The sequence below is a fragment of the Litorimonas taeanensis genome (assembly GCF_003634015.1).
In the GTDB taxonomy this organism is placed as follows: domain Bacteria; phylum Pseudomonadota; class Alphaproteobacteria; order Caulobacterales; family Maricaulaceae; genus Litorimonas; species Litorimonas taeanensis.
On sequence record NZ_RBII01000002.1, the window covers coordinates 363,536 to 386,999 of the forward strand.

The following is a 23,464-nucleotide window of genomic DNA, read 5'->3' on the forward strand; positions in this document are numbered from 1 at the left end:
CTATAGCAAGCCTTTTCTGAATAGGCGATTGACGAACGCATCACGCCTCTGTGAAACGCAGTGGCATCACAGAATCTCCGCCCTCAATTATAATGACGGGACAGCATTTTTCGCCTGTTTCTCATAAGGGTCTAAATCTGGCTGACCATCGGCAGACAGTAAAACTGCAATCCAACGCGTCGTTGGGAATTGTGCCAAGACGATCATAATGATGACCGTTAACGGCGCAGACAGAAAGGCCCCAACGCCGCCCCACAACGCTCCCCATAAAGTAAGAGACAACACGACGACCAAAGCTGAAAGGTTCATGCTGTCTCCCATCATTTTGGGCTGTATTGTATTGCCAATGATAAATTGCGCTCCGAATAAGGCTCCTGCCAGAATACCGATACGGCCCACGCTATCAAACTGTACGGCCGCAAAAATGACAGGAAGGGCGACGGCCGCGAGGCCCCCAACGATGGGGATGTAATTCAATATGAATATAACCAATGCCCAAAAGAGGGCATTATCTAAACCCAAGGCGACCATCGCAATATAGGATACAACAGTTTGCATCAGGCTGATGATGGTTTGAACACCAAGATATTTTTCGATGGAATGACGAATACGTTCTCCGACTTTATGCGCCTGTGCTCGGCGGCTACGGTCTGGGAAAAGGTCATCCATTTTTTTGGGAAAGCTAGATTGTGCAGCAAAGAGAAATGCCACATAAATCGCGATAAAGCTGATATTCCCTAATACACCTTGGATAGAACTTGCAAATCCCGCTAAGCCGCTCTGCAGTTTTTCACTCAAACCAAACCGATCATTTAACGTTGAGACACTAAGGTTTTCTTGCCCAGTAATACCTCCGACCCATTCAAACATCATCTGAAGTTTAGCTTCATATAAAGGGGCCTGTTTCACGATATCCGATGCCGTATCGGCAATGATAAATCCTATACCAATAAAAGCCGCCACTACGGTCAAAACCGCAATTATCAAAGCAACCCAATAAGGAAATTTTGGTGATAACCTATCCATCCATCGTGCAAAGGCATCAATGATAAGCCATATAAACACGGCCAAAGCAAAAGGGGTGATAAGGTCTCGAATTACATAAAGCCCAGCAATTCCAAGTATAAACGCAATAAACAGGAGGCTTGCTCGCACAGCCGGGTCGGTTGTGCGGTTTTCAGATTCAGCCATTTGCAGTTTCCCTCTTTTAGACTATGCCATATTGCATTCTTATGCCCTATTACATAACAATTTCTCACGACACTCTAAACCAAAAATATATAAGGCTTTCGCAATGTCAGGCTCAATAGACGATCATATCTTTGTCGGTACAGATGATGAAGGTAACCGTCAAAATCTTTTACTTAAACTTGCCAACCGCCATGGATTAATTGCAGGCGCCACAGGCACTGGTAAAACCGTTACGCTTCAAATCCTAACAGAAGGGTTTTCCAAAGCCGGCGTTCCTGTCTTTGCCGCAGATGTAAAAGGGGACTTATCTGGCGTTTCGCAATCGGGTTCAGAGACGCATAAGCTCCATGACAAATTAATCGCACGGGCAACCAAGATTGGCCTTATCGGCAATGATTATGCAGGTCTGCTGGGCCAAGGTTATAGCTACTCTGCTATGCCAACCATTTTTTGGGATTTATACGGTAAACAAGGCCACCCTGTCCGCACAACGATTTCCGAAATGGGGCCAACGCTTTTGGCGCGCCTAATGGGTTTGAACGAAACTCAAGAAGGTATTTTAACTATCGCATTTGAGCTAGCTGATGACGAATCTATGCTTTTGCTGGATTTAAAGGACTTGCGCGCGCTTCTAAATTTTCTTTCAGATAATCGGGCCGAAATCAGCCGCGAATACGGGAATGTCACCACACAATCTGTCGCCGCAATTCAGCGAAGCTTATTACGATTAGAGCGAGCTGGTGCAGAAGAGTTCTTTGGCGAACCCGCTCTTAAACTCGAAGACTTAATGAAAACAGATGAAAATGGACGCGGTATAGTTTCTATATTAGCCGCGGATGAACTCATTAATTCTCCAGCGCTTTATTCAACCTTTCTTCTTTGGCTTTTATCAGAATTATTTGAAGAACTGCCAGAAGTCGGAAATCCTGATAAACCGAAAATGGTTTTCTTTTTTGATGAAGCGCACCTTCTTTTTGACGATGCTCCAAAAGCGCTCATCGATAAAATCGAACAAGTGGCCCGGCTTATTCGCTCTAAAGGCGTTGGCATTTATTTTGTAACACAAAACCCTATGGACATCCCTGACAGTGTTTTGGGACAATTAGGTAACCGCATTCAACATGCGCTTCGTGCCTATACGCCAAAAGAGCAAAAGGCTGTCCGTGCGGCCGCCAGCTCTTTCCGCGAAAATCCATCCTTTAAGACTGAAGATGTTATTACCGACCTAGGTGTCGGTGAGGCCTTGGTGAGTCTATTAGATGCAGACGGCGTGCCCGGCATTGTCGGCCGTACGCTTATTCGTCCGCCATCAAGCCGCCTTGGCCCAGCAACAGCCGCTGAGCGTAAAACAACAATTAAAAACAGCCCTGTCTTCGGTCAATATGATACACCTATTGACCGCGAAAGTGCCTATGAAGAATTAGAGGCAAAAGCCAAGAAAATGGAGCAAGACGCTGCAAAAGTTGAAGCGGCGAAAACCAAGGCAAAGAAGACGCCAAAGAAAAAAACCACGACCCGAAAAACCACATCTCGTCGTAAAACAAAATCAGCAACGGACCATGTCCTCCATGAAGTTAAACTCGTAGGGCGGCAAATAATGCGTACAGAAGGGCGGCGAATTATTCGAGGCATTCTTGGCGGCTTGATGCGGCGATAGCGTATATGCGCACACGCTTTGCGCCGTCGCCTACTGGCTATCTTCATCTAGGCCACGCAAAAGCGGCCTATGAGGCCTTTCACTATGCCCAAAGCGCGGGCGGTGTTTGTCTCTTACGGATTGAAGATACAGACCACACACGGTGCAAACCAGAATACACCCAAGCGGTGTTTACGGACCTTGATTGGTTAGGCTTTGATTGGCCCGTCCCTGCGCGCCGTCAAAGCCAGCACTATCCGGATTACGCCAAGGTGGTCTTGCAGCTTCTCGAACGCGGCCTCGCCTATCCCTGCGCTCTCACGCGCTCTGATATAAAGAATGGAAGCCAACCCGCTCCAGAAAATTTTGCCGCTCACTGGAATAATGAGCAAGTTATCTCACGCCTTCAGTCTGCTGCCGCGACTGAGGCACCAACGCTTCCATTTTCGATACGCCTCAACCTCTCCAAAGCGATTAGAACCCTCAACAAAGCGGCAAAGTTCAAAGAAACTGGGCCGCTATACACTGGTGTGTATGATGCGCGTGAGAGCCTCGCCCAACGGGAAGACCCCATTCTTGCTCGCAAAGATATTGGATGTAGCTATATGATAGCGGGACCGCATGATGATTGGCACCAAAACATAAGTCATGTTGTACGCGGGGCAGACTTATTTCATGAAACCGCTTTGCATGTTCTTATCCAAAATCTGATGGGCTGGCCCACACCACTATATCATCATCATGGATTGGTTCTTGCTGAAACGGGCGAAAAGCTATCTAAGCGTAATCTGGACACAAGCTTACACGGTCTTCGTGAAGCGGGCCAAACGCGCGAAAACATTTTCGACCTGATTCACATGGACAGACTTTAAATGACATCTGCTTATTTCTTGGATTTGTTTGATTGGGTTGGCGTCTTTGTATTTGCTGTTTCTGGCGGGCTTATCGCCGTTCGGCAACGCATGGATATTTTTGGTGTTGTTGTCATCGCTCTTTTACCAGCCATTGGCGGCGGGACCTTACGGGACGTATTACTTGGCCAACCTGTGTTTTGGTTAAGTGACCAAATCAGTCTTTTAATTGCTACAGGAGCAGGCTTTGCCGCGTTCTTAGCCCCACGTTTTTGGACAAAATTTAAAAGTTTGCGCTGGCTTGATTCAGCAGGGCTGGCTCTCTTTGCTGTGGTCGGCGCCTCAAAAGCCTATTCGCTAGGCTATGGCTTTGTCATCTGTACGATAATGGGTACGATAACGGCCACCGCCGGGGGGCTCTTACGCGATGTTGTTTGTAACGAAACCCCCATGTTATTGAAATCTGACATCTATGCCACGGCCGCGTTCTCAGGCGCGGCAGCCTATGTCATATCAAAAGCGCAAGGGGGTTCTGAACTTCTCAGCTTGTCTTTAGGCGCAGGATTAGTCTTTCTCTTACGCGCGGTAACTATACTTTATAAACTTAACCTCCCGACTAGTAAGGGCGACTAAGCCCCGATATAAAACCTTATGGCCACTGCAACATCAGAATTAGTATTCGACATTTGGTATTTTGCTGGCCTTTCCCGCGAAATTAAAAAAGACAAAATGGTTCGGTTTGAAATCGCGGGGGAAGCCATCACGATTGGCCGCGATAAGGCCGGGGATTTATTTGCTTTAAGTGATATTTGCCCCCATCGGGCGGCACCTTTGTCCGAGGGTCAGATAAAAAATGACACTGTGGAATGTCCATATCATGGCTGGCGATTCGACATCAAAAATGGACTCTGTAAAGAGATACCAGCGCTATGCACTGGTCAGGATATGGCCATTGAGCGCATTCGCGTTCGCCGTTTTCCTATTCGGCAAGAAGGGGAGTTAGTGTGGGTTTACATCGCCAAAGACCCCAAATTCATAGGTGAGCCTGACCTGCAACCCCCTCCCTTTCCATGTGCAAATAGACGCGCAAACTTATCAGATAGTCTGGTATTGAATTGTCACGTTGACCATGCCGTCATTGGGCTCATGGATCCCGCTCACGGCCCCTATGTTCATCGTCAATGGTGGTGGCGTTCTGAACACTCCATGCATGAAAAATCCAAAAAATTTGCGCCAAAGAATATTGGCTTTGCGATGGTCGCTCATAGTCCATCGTCTAATAGTTTTGCTTATAAATTATTAGGCGGCAAACCCGTAACAGAAATCACCTTTCAACTTCCTGGCATTCGGACCGAACATATTAAAGTCGGAAAATATACAGTATTATCTTTTACGGCTGTCACACCTATAGATAACACGCACACAGAAATCCGTCAGATTTTCTTCTCAGACCACCCTGTGTTTTCAGTCTTAAAACCTTTGATAAAATTAGGCGCTCGAAAGTTTCTACGCCAAGATGCCCGTATGGTGGACCTTCAACAAATGGGGTTGCGTCATAACCCTCGATTAATGTTGGTTGAGGATGCAGACACCCAAGCCAAATGGTATTTTGCCTTGAAGAAAGCTTGGGCAACATCTCGTAGAAATGGGGAAGATTTCATCAACCCCGTGAAAGCGAAAACTTTGAAATGGCGTAGTTGATGAAGACATTTTTAAAATCTTGCGCATGGCTCATCTTAGTGGGCGTCATCATAGGCGGCTTTTATGTTTTCGCTATTCTGGTCCCCAAAGTAGATAAAGACTTGAATCAAGTCACAGCACATGCCCCCTACCCTGTGTCAGAAACAGCCCAAACTTTGCATGACAGCCTGCTCATTACAGACTTACATGCTGATAATCTCTTATGGCGCCGAAATCCTGAGAAACGCAATAATTACGGCCAAGTTGATTTTCCGCGTTTGCGCGAAGGCGGCGTCAACATTCAGGTGTTTTCCGCCGTGACTAAGTCGCCGCGTGGACTAAATTTTGACGAAAATGATGCTGGTGCGCCTGACGACATTGCCTTACTCGCCAAGGCACAACTTTGGCCTGTTCGCACATGGGGTTCAATCTATGAACGTGCGGCTTTCCAAGCGCAGCGCCTGCACAGATTAGCGAGCCATAAGGAAAACAAGCTTGTCATCGCCAAATCTAAATCCGACCTAGACCAAGCCGATGATGTCCTCATAGGTCTGTTACTTACTGAAGGAGCGCATCCATTAGAAGGGAAAATTGAAAACATCAGCCGCCTTTATAACGAAGGTTATCGCGCTATGGGTTTACAACATTTTTTCGATAATGCGTTGGGCGGCTCTATGCACGGGCGAAGCCAATCTGGCCTGACTGAATTTGGCAAAGCAGCCGTAAAGGAAATGGAACGGCAAAACATAATGATCGATGTTGCTCACTCCTCTGTTGCCAGTGTGCGCGATACGCTCGCCATTACAAATCGACCTATTTTTATCTCTCATGGCGGCACAATTAGCCATTGCCCGCAGACGGCCAACCGCAATTTGCCTGACGACATTCTGATAGAAATCGCCTCTCGCGGTGGAATTATCGGGATAGGATATTTTAACGGTGTGGTTTGTGATATTTCTCCCAAAGGTATCGCCGCTGCGATTATTCATGCCGTTAATTTACTCGGCCCGGATGCTGTGGCGCTCGGGTCCGATTTTGACGGGTCTGTCACGACAGCATTTGATACATCGGAACTGGCCGCTTTGACGCATGAACTCTTGGAACAAGGGCTTGATGCACTGACTATACGTAAAGTGATGGGCGAGAATGCCAAAATCTATTTCACCAATAATTTGCCGGATTAAACTATGAGAAAAATATTAGCTCTGCCCATCCTCGCCGCATTATCAGCCTGTTCCCCCATCGCGCCAGAGGCCGATATGCAAACAGCTTTGCGCGTTTTCGAGACACTCTCTGCTGATGATATGCAAGGCCGCGCCACAGGAACAGAGGGCGGCAACAAAGCTCGCGCTTATCTTAAAACGGAAATTAAAACACTAAAGGTCTTTGATGAAACATCAGCCGAGGTTTTCACATTTACTCCGCGCAGTCGAGATGGTGCGTTTCAAGAGGATATAGTCGGCGAGAATTTAATTGGCTTAATTGACATAGATGACAAGGATCAAGGGCCCATATTAATTATCACCGCGCATTATGATCATTTGGGGCAACGCGGTGACGATATCTATAATGGCGCCGATGATAACGCATCAGGAAGCGCCGCTTTATTTGCCATAGCTGAGAGCTTTAAAAAACAGCCGCCACAACATGATATAGCCTTTGTATGGCTAGACGCCGAAGAAAGAGGCCTCAGCGGCGCACGGGCTTATGTCAGTGCCAATAATAATTTCAAGGATAGGCCCGCTTTCAATCTGAACTTAGATATGGTGAGCCAAAATCAGGACGAACTATATTTTGCTGGGAGCTATCACTTACCCGCGCTCAAACCACTTATGGAAAAAGCCGGTAAGAATACGGGCCTTACGCTGTCCTTTGGTCATGACCGCCCGGAAGAGGGGCCAAATGATTGGACATTACAATCGGATCACGGAGCTTTTCATGCCGTCTCTATCCCCTTTGGTTATTTTGGGGTTGAAGACCATCCACACTACCATCGCCCCAGTGACACATTTGATTCTGTGCCGCTCGCTTTTTATGAGAGCTCAGTTCAAACGCTCATTAATGCAGCGCATATTTTGGATGACAATTTAGAAAATTTGGCCCGTAAAGGAACTGAGATTAAACCCGCACAGGCGGAGTAAATAGAGTTACAGAACATCCCCGTTTAGGGCGCTTTCCAAGGCCGCGAGCCTATCTTTCACGGCTTTAAGCTGCGGGTGAAGGCGGTGCGCTTCTCGATAAGCCTCAAGGGCCTCTTCATTTCTATCGAGTTGTTCAAACACATTTCCCATCGTCCAAAGGGCATAGAAATGACGAGGTTCTAGAGCCAAGGCTTTCGCTGCCTCCGTCAGAGAACGAGAGAGGTTTTTCTCTTCTAATGCCAAACGTGATGATCGTGCCCAACCTTCAGCATAATCCGGAGAAAGTGTGAGGGTTTGATCATACATTCGGCGCGCAAGGTCAGATTCTCCGCGTTTTTGAGCGGCCGACCCCCGTCTTAAAACAAAATTGATGGACGCCGATCCGCTATCAAGCCAAATCGCCCAAATTTCTTCGGCGATGAGTTCGGCTTGGCTCTCATCAGCGGCCGATGCTAGCCGATTAAATAGTGCATCTAACCGGACTGTACGTTCTTCTTCGGCAGAGAGGTGAGAGTAGTCAGGCTTAACAGGCGGCAACACATCCGAAAGATCAGTCTCTTGGTCTGGGCCTGTTTCTGGCTCGGGCTTTTTTTCGATGTCAGGGTCCAAACCCGGAATCTCTATATCAGGCGGCGGTAAACCTTGCTGATCCTGCGGCGGAATCACTTGCGCTTGGGAGATCGAAGGGAACAGAGCCACGCCCATTAACGACGCCCAAAACAAGGCAAGGCCTGAACCACAAATCTTATGAAGGGATTGTTTCATCACCCAGATACACTGACGCCTCCCGCAGTAACTGGCAAGAGGCGTTAAACATGTCATATGCGCGAAATCACGCAAATATTTGTGAAGTCAGATTGCTGACTAACAATAGGCTTAGCCTTGGCGTGCCTTAAAACGTGGGTCTGTCTTATTGATAACATAAAGACGGCCCTTACGACGCACGATTTGGCAATCGCGGTGACGATTTTTAAGGGACTTCAGTGAACTACGGACTTTCATCGGTCTATCTTTCCTGCGGGCGCAACTGCGCCGTGTTAATCTCGAATGGGGGCATATACGGAAGGCGCGCAATGAAGTCAACGCGCAAAACTGCATTATCATAGGAGATTCAGAGTCCAATCTGGGCGCTTCTTAGTTTCTGAACCTATTCAAGGCTCCATCTGCACTTCACCGCCTAATTTACTATGTGTTACCATAGTTTTTTGGTAGCGTGAGTTATGAAAATCAGATCTACCCTCCCTTTATTATCCGCTATCGCGCTTCTTTCGTCAGCCTGTGCGGCGACCCCAATGGCAGAAGCCCAAACTTTACCTGTCTCCGAAGCGGCTCAACTCACGGAACTAAGTCAAACGGAACGATTCGAAGCTTGGAAAATTGATTTTACCAACCGCGCCATCGCCAAAGGTTATGACAGAGCACTTGTCACGACTTTATTAAAAGACGCCGTTATCAATGAATTAGCCCTTGATCGTGACCGCGACCAACCCGAATTTACAAAACCCGTTTGGTCTTACGTAGATAACGCGGCCTCAACGGACCGTTTGAATACGGGCCGCGCGAGACTTACGGACACTACCGCCATTTTTAATGCCGTTGAGAGCCGTTATAATGTACCCCGTTATATTTTAACGGCGATTTGGGGCCTCGAAACAAGCTATGGCCGTATCATGGGCAACCATGACACAATCAGCGCCTTATCTACTTTCGCATTTGAGGGGCGCCGAACAGCCTTTGGTGAACAGCAGCTTTTCGCCGTTTTGGACCTAGTGTCCGCTGGTGATGTCCGTCCTGAGCAACTTACAGGTTCATGGGCTGGCGCTATGGGTATGACACAGTTCATCCCGACGACTTTTCGTGATTATGCTGTAGATTTTGACAATGATGGCAATAAAGACCTTTGGAATAATCGGGCCGATGCCCTTGGCAGCGCCGCGCATTATTTAGCGCGCCATGGCTGGCGTAGAAATGAGCCCGTGATGGCCGAGGTAAGTGTCCCTCAAGGGTTTGACTATTCTTTATTAGAGGGCACTAAAAAAACTATCAATCAATGGATAGCTATTGGCGTCGCGCCGATTACCGGCGAGAGATGGACTGCAGATGACGGATTTTTAGAAGCAAAAATGATAGCGCCAGGTGGGCATCGCGGCCCAAAAATTCTGACGTTCAAAAACTTTGACGTTATTAAAAGATATAACAACTCTACAAGCTATGCCATGGGCATTACTGTTTTGGGCGAAGCGCTTAACGGGAAAGCCATTCTTCAAACGCCTTGGCCACGCGAAGATAAACCGCTTTCATTTGATAATAAAAAGGCCATGCAGGCCCGCCTCACTCAGCTTGGCTTTTCGACGGGCGGCATTGACGGACAAGTGGGGCCAAATACAAGGAAAGCCATTCGCGCATGGCAACGCTCAATGGGATTGCCAGCGGATGGCTATATGGAACAATCTTTATTTCAGAAACTTATGGGCCGATAATCTCCATAGAGTCATCTTGAGCTAAAATTTGTCTTAATGCCAGCGCCCCGCCCCCTTACGCTTTGCCCTCCCGCGGCATTAGACTGGAGCCGTCCGGGCACGCCTGCAGCCCCTGAATTTGGGGATATTTATTTTTCAACAGATGGCGGCTTAGACGAGACACGCGCTGTTTTCTTAAGAGGCTGTGGCCTACCTGAGGCGTGGCAAGAGACGGAACGATTTGTTATTGGAGAATTGGGCTTCGGCTCTGGCTTGAACTTTCTCGCCGCGCGGCAATTATGGGATAAAACTGCGCCGCATAATGGCCACTTACATTTTGTTTCTATTGAAAAATTTCCCTTTGATACAGAGCAGTTACGCAGAGCTCTTTTGGCGTGGCCAGAATTAAAAGCCTATGCAGATGAGTTACTAGCCCAATGGCCCGGACGTGTTCGTGGTTTTCATCGTTTACACTTCGGGACAGTCACTCTCACGCTTATCCATGACGACATTATGTCAGGGTTGGATGACCTACAAATGCAAGCAGATGCCTGGTTTTTAGACGGTTTCAGCCCCGCCAAAAACCCCGACATGTGGTCCCCTGCTGTTATGAAAAAGCTAGCGGCCTTATCCGTAAATGGAGCGAAGCTAGCGACTTTCACTGTCGCAGGGGCCGTGCGCCAAGCACTATCAGAGGCTGGATTTACAGTTGAGCGTAAGGAAGGTTTTGGTCGTAAACGTCATAGGCTTGAAGCTATTTTTGGGGAACGCTCTGGCCAAAACATCTCTTATACTCAATCGGTACAACCGACTATTATCGGCACTGGCATTGGCGGATTGTCTCTAGCCCAAGCCTTTAGACGGCGCGGCATACAGCCCCATATCATATCTGATCCAGACCATATTGCGGCGAGCGGTAATGCGGCGGCGCTCGTGAAACCTCGCCTTGATTTACAAGATAGGCCTGAAAGCCGTTTCTTTTTGGGAAGCTATTTATACGCCCTGAAAACCTATCATGAGGCCTGCCTACATCGCTCTATTACTCATATCCCAAAATCAGATTCTGATCTTAAACGCCACCATAAATTATTAGCGCAGGCCCCCTTACCAGAGAATCACCTCACAAGCCGTGACAATAAAGCCATGTTCTTTCCCAGCGCTCAGGTCATTTGCCCAGCGTCCTACAGAGACGCGGTTCTGTCAGGTTTAATCGTAGAAAAGCGTGAAATAAAAACCCTCAAAGCGTTACCTTTTCCTCTATTTATTGCGGCGGGATATGGCATTGCGAAATTAATTCCAGAATGGCCCATGCGGTTTTCACGAGGACAAATTACTTGGGTGACAGGAGCATCGCCCCTAAATGAAGCCATCAGCTATGGCGGCTACGCAATCCCCGCAGGAGAAGATGTCCTACTGGGGGCGACGCATGATAGGCTGGTATCAGGTAATAACCCATACCGACTTCAGGTCGAAGATGATGTAAAAAATATCGCGCAAGCCAAAACACATTTAGGTTTGAACTTCACAGCGTCTGAAACCCCTTCCCGCGCCAGTGTTCGCGTGACCTCACAAGACACCTTACCTGTTATTGGTCAGATTAATCAAAATCAGTATGTTTTGACTGGACTTGGATCGCGGGGCTTTGTCTTTGCTCCGCTTCTAGCCGAAGCGTTGGTCTCGGAATATTTCGGTGACCCGCTGCCTGTTGCCCGTTCTTTATGGGAAAAGCTGTCACATCACCGATTACTTTCCTAATCAATATGAATATCAGCGGAGCCCGACTCTTTGCTAATGAGAACCCCAGAGACATCGCCAAGATATACATCCGTTGAACCTGACGCTTTCACGTCAGCATCAATTGTATCCACATCAATATTAACAGTACTCGAACCAGAGGCCCGCACAAAGATTTCTCTCACTTCGGTTCCATCAATGGACACGTCTCCACTCCCTTGAGATTCCACTTTAATATAGCTTGATGGGCCACCTTTAAAATTCTCAATGGAGAGGTCACCCGAGCCCGATGTAGAATAGTCTAGTGCCCCATAAACTGTATCAAAGTCCAAATCACCAGACCCAGAGGAACTGGCCAGAATTGAGCCCTGAACCGTATCAATTTCAACATCGCCAGAGCCGCGCGTAGTGATGTCTATATCATCCGCCTGTTTAAATTCGACATCTCCTGAACCTCGCGCCCGCAGAATTAGGGCCCCAATGTCTTTACCCTTGATATCACCAGAGCCTTTTAGACTCGCCTCCACACGGCCAGCGCGCCCAAATACGACGTCTGTTGAGCCACGATTTTCTAAAACCATATCACCACTGACATCACCGAGCTTTATCTGACCGCAATATTGCAAAGATAGATCCGCAGAATGTATATCAGGTGCGCCTTGGGAATAAATAACAGCATTATTTATGATCAGCTGCGTATTAGCGGGAAGCGCAATCTCTAGCATCGGGAAGTCTTCTAAATTTTCATACCCTCCCAAAGTGCCTTTGTTTTTCTTACTTCCGAAAAAATCAAAATCATATGACCCGTGATAGCTTTTACACTCACTGCCATCTATCGAGTCTATATTGCCATTAATGACAAGACCGCTATTGGCAGTGTCAAAATTGACATCTCTTGTCTTTTTTTCCGCGATGATCTTCACAGGGCCTTCTGAATTTTTCCAGTGGATTGTCCCAATAAAGTTTTCAATACGCAGTTCGGGGGCACCTATATCTTGGGCGATAGACTGTGGCGCTAAAGCCGTTAGTGTTATCGCTGTGGTGAGACACAAAACCCGCTTGGCTGTATTACTCATCGCTCTCTCTTTTCATTATTTATAAAATTATTGGAAGTGGCCGCTTTGGGGTAGAGCCTTAGAATTGAAGGGTGATAATTTTATCGCCCGTGAGTTTCAGCTTCAGCGCAAAATCTGTTTGCGGCGTCAACTTGGCCTCAAAACCTTCACCACCCCAATTCAATGAAAACTGAGAGACATTTATAGTTGCCTCTTTGACTGGCTGTATTTCCTGAACGGCTGGCAATGTTGACCCCGTGGCAAAGACACCGAGCAATACGATTGATTTTATCATGACCGTTTCCTCCTTTGGTCAATTCAATTATTTAGGATTCTAGGTCGCGAAAGTCGCGGCGTAGCTTCCATTCTTTGGATGTGATGGACTGCTCTAGGTCTTGCATCCGTGTCTCAAGAGAGCGATATTTTGACTTCACATCTTTAAAGGTTGTCGTCCGAATTGGCGCTGTCGGTGATTCCCGGTATGCACGTCGCGCTTGATTATACTCACGGCGATATGGCGCTCTCGTATCCTTTGGAATGAAAATCCATAGCAGGAAGTAAACAAAGAAGGGCAGCCCCAAAAAGATAACCGACAAGACGAATAATACCCGTACAATTGTATGATCAAGGCCGACATAGTCACCGAAGCCGGCACAGACGCCGCCCAAGACGCCGTCAATTTTGTTCCGGCTTAACCGTTTTGGCCCTGTATATTCATGGCCGTCATCAGAGCCGTCCCAATACATATCATTGAGCATACGGTGGGTTTTATTCTTATACTTTTTCTTAGTCATTTTTTGCTCTCCAATCTGGGACTTCATCGTCTAGGATACGCTCAAGAACGGCAACGCGTTGGTCAAGAATATCAGCGACTTTGGACATTTGTTCCAGTTCAGCGATCTCATCACCGCTCATATGGTTTAGTTTTTTATCCTGATGTTTGAAGTGCATGACTGTCCAAACGATAAAGACTGGCATGAGCAGGGCAATGATAGGGATTAACAAGGCCAATTCGTCCTCCATTATGTTTCTCTCTCTTATTAAATATTATGCGGTCCGAGCGGTGGGATGCCACCAGTTCGAAGGGTGAGCAGGGGGATAGTCCGCTCGGACCTATCAGCAAGCTATTAGCCTGCTTTTTTCGATGTTTTCTTTTCGCCCTTGCTACCAAGCCGGGCTTTCAAAGCTGATAGCTCATCTTCGATGGCTTCATTCGCTTCGAGTTCAGCAAATTGGCTTTCAAGAGTTTGGCCTGCGCCAAGATCAAAGCTTTCCACTTGGGCCTCTAGATCGTCGACCTTGCGCTCCATGCGGCTATAACGGGCCAAAGCATCCTCTACTTTTGTATCCTTTAGCACTGTCCGCATCTTGATTTGTCCGCGAGCAACATTTCCGCGCATCATAAGCGCCTTATGTTTGGCTTTGGCTTCATCAAGCTTTGTTTGAAGTTTTGACAGGTCTGCATCAGCTTTGTCGACGGCTTCGTCTAAAATTCCAATTTCGCGCGTTACAACCTCTGACATAGCTTCGGCTTGCTGTTTGGCACTCAGCGCTCCTCGGGCTAGGTCTTCGCGGTCCTTAGAAAGCGCAAGCTCTGCTTTGGCTTCCCACTCACTGGCGCGCGCCGCATAGTCTTCGGCTTTACGTGAAAGCTCTTTACGCTCTGCAATGTTGCGGGCCGCATCAGTACGGACTTCGATTAATGTATCTTCCATCTCCTGGATGATAAGGCGTGCGATTTTTTCTGGATCTTCGGCTTTATCAATCATCGCGTTCAAGTTTGAATTAATGATGTCGCCCATGCGTGAAAAAATTCCCATTTTCGTCTCCTAAAACTTTTTGGTGGGGTTGGGTTGGGTGAGCCGTGAGGCAGAGGTTAATTTAAAATCGAGGCGATAACAAAGCCTGCGATAAAAAAGAACCAAGTTTCTGACTTACGGGTTGTTAGGTAGCGGACGAAGCGGGCGCCTTTGCGCTGCCAGCTTTCGCCCTGATTTCGGTAATCGTCTGAGTGATAATCGTTCATAGTGCTTGATACCTTCCTAAAATCCAAATCCGACGACGCGGCAACCGTAGCTACGGCGGCTCATGACTGAAGCATGGCGACGTGAACGTGTCGTGCGGGCTGGTGATGAAGACATGGCTGTAACGTCAGGCGTTTCAATGGCTGTATCTATGTCTAAAGTACGGAAGGTCATTTTACTCTCTCTTTCTGTTTGACCTCGATTTTGAGGTTTGTTGTTGTCAGTAAGTATCACCGACAAATTCAATATGGCTAGATGAACCAGAACTGTCTACTTTTTTTAAGTTATTGAAAAATATAGATTTTTTACTTTTTCGAATTTTCACACATCTTAAAATTAGTATATTTGACTAAATTTTAGCTTGATTAATTAGCCTATTTGGCCACATATAGCCCCCTATGAGCGCTATCTCTCAACAACCAATAGGCCGGTCGGCCATTTTCTACGCCTTACTGGATAAGGTTTCCAATGCGGCCGCCCTCGAACGCCCAGTTTTAATCATGGGAGAAAGAGGAACAGGCAAAGAGCTTATTGCCTCTCGACTTCATTTCCTCTCCCCTCGATGGGAACAAAGCTACATTCGCGTCAATTGCGCGGCCTTCACAGATGAGATGCTCGATAAAGAATTATTCGGTCAGAGCTTTTTAGATGGGCGAGAAGACACTAATGGCCGCTTTTATCTCGCCGATGAGGGTACGCTCTTTTTAGATAATATAGAACAAACGACCTTGCGCCTTCAGGAGAAGCTGATGCGCGCCATTGAGTATGGGCATTTTGAGGCAGGGCTCGAAACTGAAGTCCAAGAGGTTGATGTTCGCATCATCGCGGCAAGCGGTACTGATCTTCGTGAATGCGTTGCGAAAGGCACATTCCGCGAAGACTTACTAGACCGACTAGCCTTTGATGTCGTTCACCTTCCCCCACTTCGCATACGTCCAGACGATATTGCGCCATTGGCTGAGCATTTCGGCCGCAAAGCATCTGGCGGTTTAAATGCCGAAAGCTTCCCAGGCTTTACGCCCGAAGTCTTGGCGCAACTCGAAAGTCTGTCATGGCCAGGCAATGTAAGAGAGCTTAAAAATGTCATAGAGCGCAGTGTCGCAAACAGTTTCCTACAAGATGAAAGCTTAAGCCACCCCATTGAACGCTTATATCTGGATCCGTTTGAGGGCCCTGAATGGGTTAAAGCTTTAACCCCCACCTCTAGCCACAAAGTTGAGGACAAATCGGTCTCAGGCAATACAGGCCCTGCAAATACTGATGCGACATTTAATGACCGCGTGATGACTTTTGAACGTCGACTCATTGACGAAGCCCTCTCCTCACAAGACCACCACCAAGGCAAAGCCGCGAATTATCTCGGGCTAAGTTATCATCAATTTCGAGGTCTGCTGAGGAAACATGGGTTAAAGAAGTAACTCAATCGTCAGCGATAGACTATCCCCATCAAATTATCGAATATACCTCGTCTAAATGTTCACTTTATGTTCTTATGCATAAAAGGATATTACGCGGTGAAAAAACCAACAAAACTTACGACTCTATACATCGATTTCGATGCGTTTTTCGCGAATGTTGAAAAACAACTCTCCCCTGACTTTCACAGTTTCCCGACGGCTGTCAGCGCCTTTCCGTCAGAACACTCAGCACTTATAGCGCAATGTTATTTGGCCAAAGCTTTTGGACTGCATCGCGGTATGAAAGTCAAAGACGCAAAAGCTTTATGCCCCGATTTGCGCGTTATATCGGCACGTCATGATGTTTATGTAACTATGCATCATAAAATTATTGCTGCGATTGAAAAACATATCCCCGTCAAGAAAGTGTGGTCCGTTGACGAAATGGAATGTGACTTCGGCGCCTTACGGGATAAAGTCTGTATTGAAATTTCGCAGGCCATACGCGAGCAATTAAGCCGTGACATCGGCCCCTATATAACCCCATCTATCGGACTGTCCTCTAGTAATTTGCTGGCTAAAATTGCTGCAGAAATGAATAAACCAAATGGCTTTGAGATACTTCACCCTCGTGATTTGCCTGGCCGTTTACTTAACGTCCCGCTTCGGGATGTGCCTGGCATTGCTGGCGGTATTGAAGCTCGCTTAGGGTCAGCAGGTATTCGCACCATGAGCGACCTTTGGTATATATCCAACAAACAAGCCCGCGCCCTATGGCATAGTGTGGAAGGAGAAAGAATTTGGTGGATGCTTCGCGGTTATAACCTCGAAAAAGCCCCAACAAAGAGAGCGATGTATGGACATAGCCGCCAACTCTCAGGAGATTGGACAACGCCTAAACGCGCCCAAGACTGCCTCAGGCTTCTGACTTGCCAAGCCGCGCGGCGCATGCGGAAAGATGGGTATTTATCCTCTCGTTTGACCGTTTCGCTACGAGACCAGAAAAGAAATCGGTATAGCGCCGAAAGCCAATTCTCTCCTATTCGTGATGATCACTCGGTTCTGCGATATATGCTATCCGCCTTTGATAAATGTATGAAGCAACACAGCCTGAGCCGAATATCATCTGTCTACATTACGCTGCAAGGTCTCTCGACTCACGGCAACGTGTCCCAAGATATTTTTTCTACACCTGCCGACACGCACGCGCAGGAAAGACTCAGCCGACTCAGCGATATAATCGACAGTACCAACTCTCGGTTTCAGTCTGACTGCCTGACTGTTGGGCTCCAAGAGCAACCCCCTGGGGATTATGCCGGCGGAAAAATTGCCTTTGGTCGCATCCCCGATGCAGAGGCATATTTGAAACAGGTACAAACCCGTAGTCCCTAACCCCTGCTCTCTGTCTTTCTCTCTCAACCTTCAAAGACCGCTGTAAAAAAACCGTTATGTTCTTGAATTAGGACTTGAAGACAAGGATTCAGGGCCCTATATGACGCCTTCGGTAACGCGGGGTGGAGCAGCCCGGTAGCTCGTCAGGCTCATAACCTGAAGGTCGTAGGTTCAAATCCTACCCCCGCAACCAACTTAACTTGCCTCTGCTGGGCAAGTTTTTGACTTCCCAAAGCTTTTTCATATTCTTGACGTAAGTTGTGTGGGTATCGAACCCCCGCAACCAACTTCACTTTCCTATTGCACAAGCCTTTTCCAGTAACGCTTTCAGCGCTATTTTTGACCTTGTCACGGCAATGCCCGTTTTCAGACACTCTATTTAGGCATAGCAAAAGAAATCATCAATTGTCGCCCAGCCCCGTTCCTATCTAGACATCACTAAGCACGCCGTTTGGATGTATTTACTTTCAATTTCAGTTTTCATGACGTCGAAATACAAAAACAGCGCTCCGCTTATTCCACAGAGGCCAAGGCCAGAGGACAACTCGAATTGTAACAAATAGACCTGGTTCGTACGAGGCAACGCTTAAGGTGTTTGGGTTGAAACGCTAAGAGGGCGTTGGAAGCCGAAAGTGTAACCGCACAGACTGTTCTCACGTTCCGATACGATACAGGGAACGATAATCACAGAAATTCAGATTCGTCTATCAAGCGCAAAAGCGGCCCTCTGCTCACGGTCTGATGTATTATCTCTTGAGTAACCGACGCCACCTCATTTCAAGAAACACACTCCGAAAGTTTAGATATCATGCCAATCAGGAATGGGAATTGGCACGGCATCTATGTGCTGTAAAATTCAAAAGCACGAGAAACCAGGGTCAGTCCTGTTGACGTGACAAAGCCTACATGCACGTTTTATTATAAATTTGGTGGGCCATACGGACAGTCAATCAGATACCCCCAGCCGCCGCTTTCAAATCTCTTTGCAACTTCTGTAGATTGACCTTCCGCCATGATGTTCCCGTCTGGTGCCACCACACTCCAATTCGCACGAATTAGCGCGATGTCTCCGATGATAACTTCACTGAACACCTCACTCTTGATTTCTGGCCTAATGTCCATGAATCCAGCAAAAGCCGTACGTGCGCCCTCTATCCCTAAACTAGGTGGCTGATCTGGGGGGAAGAATACTTTACAGTCCGGGTGGAACATTGATGTGATGCCGTCCAAATCTCCCTCTTGAAGATATGCGCTAACGCAGTCGGCAATGTCGCGGGGGTGGTGGGCAATATGTTTGGACATAAGTTTCTCCGGTTTGACTTCTAGCCATTATATTTGGCTGGATGTATTTGCGAGTTTGACGAGTGCCTTAAGCCTGTAGAAAGTCGAAGCACTCGCCATGGATTCAGCGTCGTTTAGGCTGGCCCATTATTGTCCATATCTAGGATCATCTTCCATGCGCCGGCATCATCGCGCTGATAGACCAGAACCAATCGCCCTTTAGGGCTGCGAACCTCACCAGTATCGTGCATTTTCATTGTCCCATAAAAATGTCCTGAAACGATGGCAGTATCTCCAAAGACTTGAAGCTCTTCGATATCAAAGCCGGAAGTGATTTCGGCAGCCGCTATGCGTGGAGTGTATTTGTCACGGATGGCTTGAGAGCCAACAGTCACAGGCTGATGTTCGTTCACGGTCATGACATTCGGGTGGCACGTACTTACCATGGCTTCAATATCGCCAGAGTCGAGTCCACTGTTCCAAGTATTGATAGTCGCTTCGATTTGCTCATATTCAGTCATCGATAATCTCCGTAATTTGGTCTTAATTGGTTTCGTTATGCTTTTTGTTTTCAGCTTGTAGAGACATTAAGCCGATGTTATCGTTAGAATAAACAACGTACTTCCATACACTGTGATTGGTTTAACGAACAATGAGTCGGAATAATTTTGGAGATATTCGGATCTTTGTTCAGGTCGCGCGCATGGGGGGATTTCGGGCAGCCGCAAAACAATTACGTCAAGCTCCAGCATCCGTAAGTGAGGCTGTCCAACGGTTAGAAGATCGAATAGGGGTTAAATTGTTTGAGCGCTCGACCCGCTCTGTTGCACTTACCCAAGTAGGAGAACAGCTCTACACGCGCAGCCTCCCAGCCGTTAAAGAACTGGAAGAAGCTCTCAGTGATATTGATGTACAAAAAGATGAAGTTGCAGGCACATTGAAACTATCTGCCCCTTATAGTGCCGGCCCCTTTTTCCTTGATAACTTAATTGCGAAGTTCGCCACTCTCTATCCAACCGTCGACGTAGAGATTATTTATGATGACAATAAAGTGGACCTAGTGACATCAGGAATTGATGCCGCAATCCGCTCAAACACACTCTTGGAGCCGGATACACATGCAGTTACTGTTGGGCCTGCACTTACAATGTCGATTATTGTTTCGCAGGATTATCTGACCCGCAAAGGCACGCCCAAGCATCCTCAAGACATTATTAATCATGATACGCTTTGTTATGCGTTTGGTCGTAGCGGCCAACTCGCTCCTTGGAGTTTTAACGGGCCGGATGGTGTCTATACAATACAACCTAAACCAAGGATCGCCGTAAATGATATGCGGTCACTTCTACATTATGCAGAACAAGGACTTGGACTGGCTTATGTCTACAAGGAAATTGCGGCCCCATTCCTAAAATCTGGAAAGATGAAAGATGTCTTGAACGCTCACCTGACCCCTTTCCCGCGTTACTCACTCAACTACCTCAGCAAACGGCATATGCCGCGGCGGTTACGTGCGTTCATAGATATGGCTAAGGAAAGTACTATTATGTGAGAGCCTCATTAATCATTTAGGATTGGAGCTTGAGAGATCATATATTTGCTTTTGCAGCACAAAACGCACCGTTCTTTTGGGACGCTTCTACGCTAAGGCCCAGTTTTTCTGACGTACGTTGTGGCATCTCTTTATTGGCAACTGATGCCGTACCGTCAAAACACCTTTATCCGGCTTTGTTATAAGTTTGTCGAATGACACTGCCTTTGATAATTTTTTGTGAAATATCCTGTAAACTGCTGTTTGCGCTATCTTTTTAGTACACCTATTTAAGGTTTGATAAACTTTACCCCCCATATCTTTTGTACGATTTTGGGATGAGCTATGTATCAAGTCTATACCTGCCTAATGACGGAGCATAATTTTCTGCTCGTCGCATTGGCTGCTGTCATATGTTTAACGGCCTGTCTGACAACAAGTTTTCTATCAACACGAACAGAAAGCCGTTCGGGCAAGCGTAAATATCTTTGGCTTGTAGCCGTCGCGCTTGTTTTTGGAAGTGGTGTATGGGCGACACATTTCGTTGCAATGATGGCCTATGACCCGGGTGTTGGGTTTACATTTTCTTATGTACCGACATTTGCATCCCTTGTTATCGCCTTTGCCATGTCCTTTGGGGCTTTTGCCTTACGTTCAGAAGCCAAAGGTCCGCTTTTACGCTTATCTGCGGCCACAGTATTAGGCCTTGGGATATCACTCATGCATTATATGGGCATGAAAGGCATAAATATTGCAGGGATCAAAGAGTGGGATACAGGGATTGTAGCGACCTCTATTACCCTCTCAATGATCTTCTCTGTCATTGCATTTGAAATCTTACATCGCTCACAACGCGCTAAAGGAGCCATTTTAGGTGCGTTATCTCTAGTCTTAGCTGTATGCTCCCTCCATTTTACGGGCATGGGCGCACTCACAATTCTACCCACAAGCGCTGAACAAAGTTGGAATCTAGCCATCAGCCATACTAATTTGGCGACACTTATCGGTCTTGTATCTTTAGCTGTCATTCAGGCAGGGTTTGCGATTTCCTATTTTGATTTACAAATGGATCGCACCATAACAGAAAAACAAAGAGAGATTACAAAATACAAACAAGATTACGTGTCTCTGAAGGATACATCTAGCGCTGAAATCCTAGCGGTTTCCAACCTGCTTTCTCATATTATTGAAAATACACCGACGGGTGTTTTGGTCTTTGATAAAGATAAAAAATTCGTGACAAGCAATAAGATCTACCGTGATCAAATGCCATTCTTGAATGATATTTTGTCTCCTGGGTTAGATCTGCGAACTTTTGTTACGGCCTGCTTTGATGACCATTATGGCGTTGTCATTAAGAACCCAAATGAACATCCCGACATTGCCAAGACAAAAGAAGATTGGATCGAAGCCCGAATGGCTTGGTATGAAACTGCGATTGAATCTGAATATCAAGATGCCTGCGGATGGATTAGAGCCATTCATCGACGCCTGAGTGACGGTACATATATTGGGCTCCGCATTGATATTACTGACTCTAAAGCCCGTGAGACTGAAATCAATAAAGCCCGTATAGAGGCCGAAACGGCGAACATTGCCAAATCTCAATTTCTCGCCACAATGAGCCATGAAATTCGGACGCCTATGAACGGCATCCTAGGTATGGCGCAATTGCTTCAAAATGCGGACTTGCCTGCCAATACGGCTCATTTCGTTGACATTATCATGACCTCTGGTGAATCTTTGATGCGCATTATCAATGATGTTCTAGATTTCTCTAAAATTGATTCTGGAGAATTAGAACTCGAAGAAAAACCCTTTTCGCTTCGGGAGGCTATTGGCGATATTACTAGCCTCTTATTCTCTAGTGCCAAGGATAAAGAATTGGATTTAATCACGAATATATCCCCCAATATGCCAGATCAATATATTGGAGATGCAGGACGCATGCGCCAAATTTTAACCAATCTGATTGGCAATGCCATCAAGTTCACTGACAAAGGTCATGTTATCGTCAATGTTATGGCCCGCTGCAAAATGGAGCGTGCAGACATTACAATTCAAATTGAAGATACAGGCATTGGTATTCCAGAGGATAAAGTCTCCAAAATCTTCAAGGCCTTCAGTCAGGTCGATCAATCCTATTCTAGGGCACATGATGGTTCGGGTCTGGGCCTATCAATCGTACAAAAGATCATTCAGCATATGAACGGTACGATCAAAGTTGAAAGCGAGGTCAATACAGGCTCTGTCTTTACAATCACCCTTCCCCTTCAACTCGCCAATACCCAAGGGTCCTTCGAAAATACAGAATTTATATCGCAAATTCAAAATGCTAATATATTGCTCCTAGACGGAAATCCACAAAGTGGGCAAATGATGAAAACGCAAATTTCTGATCTACAAGGTCGCTGCGTTGTCGCACGCACATTTGAATCCGCCGCTTACATAATCAAACAAGTTTATGAGCACCAAAAAACACTGCATGTTATAATTATCAATAGCGGGACTTTCGAATTCGATAAAGCAACTTTTGTATCTTGGATGAAATCAAATCCCGCCTACATTGATATTCCACTTCTTCTCTTACAAACGGTCTCTGACAATGACGTGGCGATGCAGAGTAATGTTAGTCATGTACTTGCCAAACCCGTCAGCAATAAATCGTTACATGATGCTATAGCAGGCCTCTTGCCAGCCAGCATGGCTAATAGAACCCAAGCGGCGTAATACATCAGAGCATCTATCACTATTGATATTCAACCTGTAGGACAGTAACGGCCATTCTCATTCGATCGATAGAGTCCGCTTCATTTCAAGTATGAGCTCCCTTTATACAGCGACAGAATATATACGAGACTTCATTACTAATATTTCGGCATTAGTTATCGTCAAAGCGCTCCGGAATTGCCGCTGATAGAGAGTGTGATGCGATGTGGAAGACAAACCTTATTGCTAACCCTATGCCATCCCCTAACTTACCCCTTCCGCATTTCCTCCGCATTTGTCTCCTCTATTGGCCTTGTTCTATATTTGTAATATTTGAGCACAAAAAACCCCGCCGGAGTGAACCGAGCGGGGTTTTTGTTGGT

Annotated in this window: 24 protein-coding genes and 1 tRNA gene; 13 read left to right on the top strand and 12 right to left on the bottom strand. The window is 46.7% G+C overall.

The features are described 5' to 3' along the window. Positions 1 to 87: 87 nt before the first annotated feature. Complete coding sequence (locus DES40_RS09645; protein ID WP_121101376.1) at positions 88 to 1,191, bottom strand: AI-2E family transporter; 1,104 nt, start codon at positions 1,189 to 1,191, stop codon at positions 88 to 90. A gap of 103 nt (positions 1,192 to 1,294) precedes the next feature. Between DES40_RS09645 and DES40_RS09650 the strand changes: the two genes are divergently transcribed. Genes DES40_RS09650 through DES40_RS09675 form a run of 6 tightly spaced genes read left to right on the top strand, consistent with a single transcriptional unit; the run spans position 1,295 to position 7,499 of the window. Further along, entirely contained in the window at positions 1,295 to 2,848 is a 1,554-nt protein-coding gene (locus DES40_RS09650) for a helicase HerA-like domain-containing protein (RefSeq protein WP_121101379.1), read from the top strand. A 5-nt stretch (positions 2,849 to 2,853) separates the two neighbouring features. Then, positions 2,854 to 3,699, top strand: a complete 846-nt coding sequence (gene gluQRS / locus DES40_RS09655) for a tRNA glutamyl-Q(34) synthetase GluQRS (RefSeq protein ID WP_121101382.1) — start codon at positions 2,854 to 2,856, stop codon at positions 3,697 to 3,699. After that, the gene (locus tag DES40_RS09660; RefSeq protein ID WP_121101385.1) at positions 3,700 to 4,311 is read left to right on the top strand and encodes a trimeric intracellular cation channel family protein; all 612 of its coding nucleotides are present in this window, start codon (positions 3,700 to 3,702) and stop codon (positions 4,309 to 4,311) included. It abuts the gene before it with no gap. Between the two features lie 18 nt (positions 4,312 to 4,329). Further along, on the top strand, positions 4,330 to 5,379 hold the full coding sequence (locus tag DES40_RS09665) for an aromatic ring-hydroxylating oxygenase subunit alpha (RefSeq protein ID WP_121101388.1): 1,050 nt from the start codon (positions 4,330 to 4,332) through the stop codon (positions 5,377 to 5,379). Further along, positions 5,379 to 6,542 carry a dipeptidase gene (locus DES40_RS09670; protein ID WP_121101391.1) on the top strand — a complete coding sequence of 388 codons (1,164 nt, stop codon included), beginning with the start codon at positions 5,379 to 5,381 and terminating at the stop codon, positions 6,540 to 6,542. Before DES40_RS09665 ends, DES40_RS09670 begins: the two co-directional genes overlap by 1 nt. 3 nt (positions 6,543 to 6,545) lie before the next feature. Then, positions 6,546 to 7,499 carry a M28 family peptidase gene (locus DES40_RS09675; RefSeq protein ID WP_233345558.1) on the top strand — a complete coding sequence of 318 codons (954 nt, stop codon included), beginning with the start codon at positions 6,546 to 6,548 and terminating at the stop codon, positions 7,497 to 7,499. A gap of 6 nt (positions 7,500 to 7,505) precedes the next feature. On the opposite strand, the gene DES40_RS09680 is transcribed toward DES40_RS09675, so the two are convergent. Both DES40_RS09680 and ykgO read right to left on the bottom strand, forming a co-directional pair. Further along, a complete protein-coding gene (locus DES40_RS09680; protein ID WP_170144950.1) occupies positions 7,506 to 8,264 on the bottom strand; it encodes a tetratricopeptide repeat protein in 759 nt (252 codons plus the stop codon). Between the two features lie 111 nt (positions 8,265 to 8,375). Further along, a complete protein-coding gene (gene ykgO / locus DES40_RS09685; protein WP_026942405.1) occupies positions 8,376 to 8,501 on the bottom strand; it encodes a type B 50S ribosomal protein L36 in 126 nt (41 codons plus the stop codon). Positions 8,502 to 8,719: 218 nt separating this feature from the next. Here ykgO and DES40_RS09690 point away from each other — a divergent pair, with 218 nt between their 5' ends. Then, complete coding sequence (locus DES40_RS09690) at positions 8,720 to 9,979, top strand: lytic murein transglycosylase (protein ID WP_121101397.1); 1,260 nt, start codon at positions 8,720 to 8,722, stop codon at positions 9,977 to 9,979. A gap of 36 nt (positions 9,980 to 10,015) precedes the next feature. After that, a complete protein-coding gene (gene mnmD / locus DES40_RS09695) occupies positions 10,016 to 11,713 on the top strand; it encodes a tRNA (5-methylaminomethyl-2-thiouridine)(34)-methyltransferase MnmD (RefSeq protein WP_121101400.1) in 1,698 nt (565 codons plus the stop codon). On the opposite strand, the gene DES40_RS09700 is transcribed toward mnmD, so the two are convergent. From DES40_RS09700 to DES40_RS13230, 7 genes are all read right to left on the bottom strand, one after another. Further along, positions 11,710 to 12,768, bottom strand: coding sequence for a GIN domain-containing protein (locus tag DES40_RS09700; RefSeq protein WP_121101404.1), 1,059 nt, complete (start codon positions 12,766 to 12,768; stop codon positions 11,710 to 11,712). The genes mnmD and DES40_RS09700 overlap by 4 nt on opposite strands. Before the next feature lie 58 nt (positions 12,769 to 12,826). Continuing rightward, positions 12,827 to 13,042, bottom strand: coding sequence for a hypothetical protein (locus tag DES40_RS09705; RefSeq protein WP_121101407.1), 216 nt, complete (start codon positions 13,040 to 13,042; stop codon positions 12,827 to 12,829). Positions 13,043 to 13,073: 31 nt separating this feature from the next. Beyond that, positions 13,074 to 13,541 carry a PspC domain-containing protein gene (locus DES40_RS09710; RefSeq protein WP_170144951.1) on the bottom strand — a complete coding sequence of 156 codons (468 nt, stop codon included), beginning with the start codon at positions 13,539 to 13,541 and terminating at the stop codon, positions 13,074 to 13,076. Beyond that, on the bottom strand, positions 13,534 to 13,770 hold the full coding sequence (gene pspB, locus DES40_RS09715; RefSeq protein WP_121101413.1) for an envelope stress response membrane protein PspB: 237 nt from the start codon (positions 13,768 to 13,770) through the stop codon (positions 13,534 to 13,536). Before pspB ends, DES40_RS09710 begins: the two co-directional genes overlap by 8 nt. 104 nt (positions 13,771 to 13,874) lie before the next feature. Continuing rightward, the gene (gene pspA, locus DES40_RS09720; RefSeq protein ID WP_121101416.1) at positions 13,875 to 14,567 is read right to left on the bottom strand and encodes a phage shock protein PspA; all 693 of its coding nucleotides are present in this window, start codon (positions 14,565 to 14,567) and stop codon (positions 13,875 to 13,877) included. 56 nt (positions 14,568 to 14,623) lie between these two features. Then, complete coding sequence (locus tag DES40_RS13225) at positions 14,624 to 14,773, bottom strand: hypothetical protein (protein WP_170144952.1); 150 nt, start codon at positions 14,771 to 14,773, stop codon at positions 14,624 to 14,626. A gap of 16 nt (positions 14,774 to 14,789) precedes the next feature. Continuing rightward, positions 14,790 to 14,945: a hypothetical protein gene (locus tag DES40_RS13230; protein WP_170144953.1), complete on the bottom strand. Its 156-nt coding sequence runs from the start codon at positions 14,943 to 14,945 to the stop codon at positions 14,790 to 14,792. A 224-nt stretch (positions 14,946 to 15,169) separates the two neighbouring features. Here DES40_RS13230 and DES40_RS09725 point away from each other — a divergent pair, with 224 nt between their 5' ends. The 3 genes from DES40_RS09725 (at position 15,170) to DES40_RS09735 (ending at position 17,753) form a co-directional block, all read left to right on the top strand. Continuing rightward, entirely contained in the window at positions 15,170 to 16,189 is a 1,020-nt protein-coding gene (locus tag DES40_RS09725) for a sigma 54-interacting transcriptional regulator (protein ID WP_121101419.1), read from the top strand. 96 nt (positions 16,190 to 16,285) lie between these two features. After that, positions 16,286 to 17,560: a Y-family DNA polymerase gene (locus tag DES40_RS09730; protein ID WP_170144954.1), complete on the top strand. Its 1,275-nt coding sequence runs from the start codon at positions 16,286 to 16,288 to the stop codon at positions 17,558 to 17,560. 116 nt (positions 17,561 to 17,676) lie between these two features. Continuing rightward, positions 17,677 to 17,753 (top strand) — tRNA-Met (locus tag DES40_RS09735). A gap of 725 nt (positions 17,754 to 18,478) precedes the next feature. On the opposite strand, the gene DES40_RS09740 is transcribed toward DES40_RS09735, so the two are convergent. Both DES40_RS09740 and DES40_RS09745 read right to left on the bottom strand, forming a co-directional pair. Continuing rightward, positions 18,479 to 18,862, bottom strand: coding sequence for a YybH family protein (locus tag DES40_RS09740; protein ID WP_121101425.1), 384 nt, complete (start codon positions 18,860 to 18,862; stop codon positions 18,479 to 18,481). A gap of 113 nt (positions 18,863 to 18,975) precedes the next feature. After that, entirely contained in the window at positions 18,976 to 19,362 is a 387-nt protein-coding gene (locus tag DES40_RS09745; protein WP_121101428.1) for a YybH family protein, read from the bottom strand. A gap of 131 nt (positions 19,363 to 19,493) precedes the next feature. Between DES40_RS09745 and DES40_RS09750 the strand changes: the two genes are divergently transcribed. Next, on the top strand, positions 19,494 to 20,393 hold the full coding sequence (locus tag DES40_RS09750; protein WP_121101431.1) for a LysR family transcriptional regulator: 900 nt from the start codon (positions 19,494 to 19,496) through the stop codon (positions 20,391 to 20,393). A gap of 324 nt (positions 20,394 to 20,717) precedes the next feature. Next, a complete protein-coding gene (locus DES40_RS09755; RefSeq protein WP_121101434.1) occupies positions 20,718 to 23,102 on the top strand; it encodes an ATP-binding protein in 2,385 nt (794 codons plus the stop codon). Positions 23,103 to 23,464: the final 362 nt, after the last annotated feature.

Coding starts and splice junctions, on each gene's coding strand:
- DES40_RS09690 (WP_121101397.1), top strand. CDS start 8,720: ATGAAAATCAGATCTACCCTCCCTTTATTATCCGCTATCGCGCTTCTT.
- DES40_RS09740 (WP_121101425.1), bottom strand. CDS start 18,862: ATGTCCAAACATATTGCCCACCACCCCCGCGACATTGCCGACTGCGTT.
- DES40_RS09645 (WP_121101376.1), bottom strand. CDS start 1,191: ATGGCTGAATCTGAAAACCGCACAACCGACCCGGCTGTGCGAGCAAGC.
- DES40_RS09650 (WP_121101379.1), top strand. CDS start 1,295: ATGTCAGGCTCAATAGACGATCATATCTTTGTCGGTACAGATGATGAA.
- DES40_RS09750 (WP_121101431.1), top strand. CDS start 19,494: ATGAGTCGGAATAATTTTGGAGATATTCGGATCTTTGTTCAGGTCGCG.
- gluQRS (WP_121101382.1), top strand. CDS start 2,854: ATGCGCACACGCTTTGCGCCGTCGCCTACTGGCTATCTTCATCTAGGC.
- DES40_RS09700 (WP_121101404.1), bottom strand. CDS start 12,768: ATGAGTAATACAGCCAAGCGGGTTTTGTGTCTCACCACAGCGATAACA.
- DES40_RS09725 (WP_121101419.1), top strand. CDS start 15,170: ATGAGCGCTATCTCTCAACAACCAATAGGCCGGTCGGCCATTTTCTAC.
- DES40_RS09745 (WP_121101428.1), bottom strand. CDS start 19,362: ATGACTGAATATGAGCAAATCGAAGCGACTATCAATACTTGGAACAGT.
- DES40_RS13225 (WP_170144952.1), bottom strand. CDS start 14,773: ATGAACGATTATCACTCAGACGATTACCGAAATCAGGGCGAAAGCTGG.
- DES40_RS09755 (WP_121101434.1), top strand. CDS start 20,718: ATGTATCAAGTCTATACCTGCCTAATGACGGAGCATAATTTTCTGCTC.
- ykgO (WP_026942405.1), bottom strand. CDS start 8,501: ATGAAAGTCCGTAGTTCACTGAAGTCCCTTAAAAATCGTCACCGCGAT.
- DES40_RS09710 (WP_170144951.1), bottom strand. CDS start 13,541: ATGACTAAGAAAAAGTATAAGAATAAAACCCACCGTATGCTCAATGAT.
- DES40_RS09665 (WP_121101388.1), top strand. CDS start 4,330: ATGGCCACTGCAACATCAGAATTAGTATTCGACATTTGGTATTTTGCT.
- DES40_RS09705 (WP_121101407.1), bottom strand. CDS start 13,042: ATGATAAAATCAATCGTATTGCTCGGTGTCTTTGCCACGGGGTCAACA.
- pspB (WP_121101413.1), bottom strand. CDS start 13,770: ATGGAGGACGAATTGGCCTTGTTAATCCCTATCATTGCCCTGCTCATG.
- DES40_RS09680 (WP_170144950.1), bottom strand. CDS start 8,264: ATGAAACAATCCCTTCATAAGATTTGTGGTTCAGGCCTTGCCTTGTTT.
- DES40_RS13230 (WP_170144953.1), bottom strand. CDS start 14,945: ATGACCTTCCGTACTTTAGACATAGATACAGCCATTGAAACGCCTGAC.
- DES40_RS09675 (WP_233345558.1), top strand. CDS start 6,546: ATGAGAAAAATATTAGCTCTGCCCATCCTCGCCGCATTATCAGCCTGT.
- mnmD (WP_121101400.1), top strand. CDS start 10,016: ATGCCAGCGCCCCGCCCCCTTACGCTTTGCCCTCCCGCGGCATTAGAC.
- pspA (WP_121101416.1), bottom strand. CDS start 14,567: ATGGGAATTTTTTCACGCATGGGCGACATCATTAATTCAAACTTGAAC.
- DES40_RS09660 (WP_121101385.1), top strand. CDS start 3,700: ATGACATCTGCTTATTTCTTGGATTTGTTTGATTGGGTTGGCGTCTTT.
- DES40_RS09670 (WP_121101391.1), top strand. CDS start 5,379: ATGAAGACATTTTTAAAATCTTGCGCATGGCTCATCTTAGTGGGCGTC.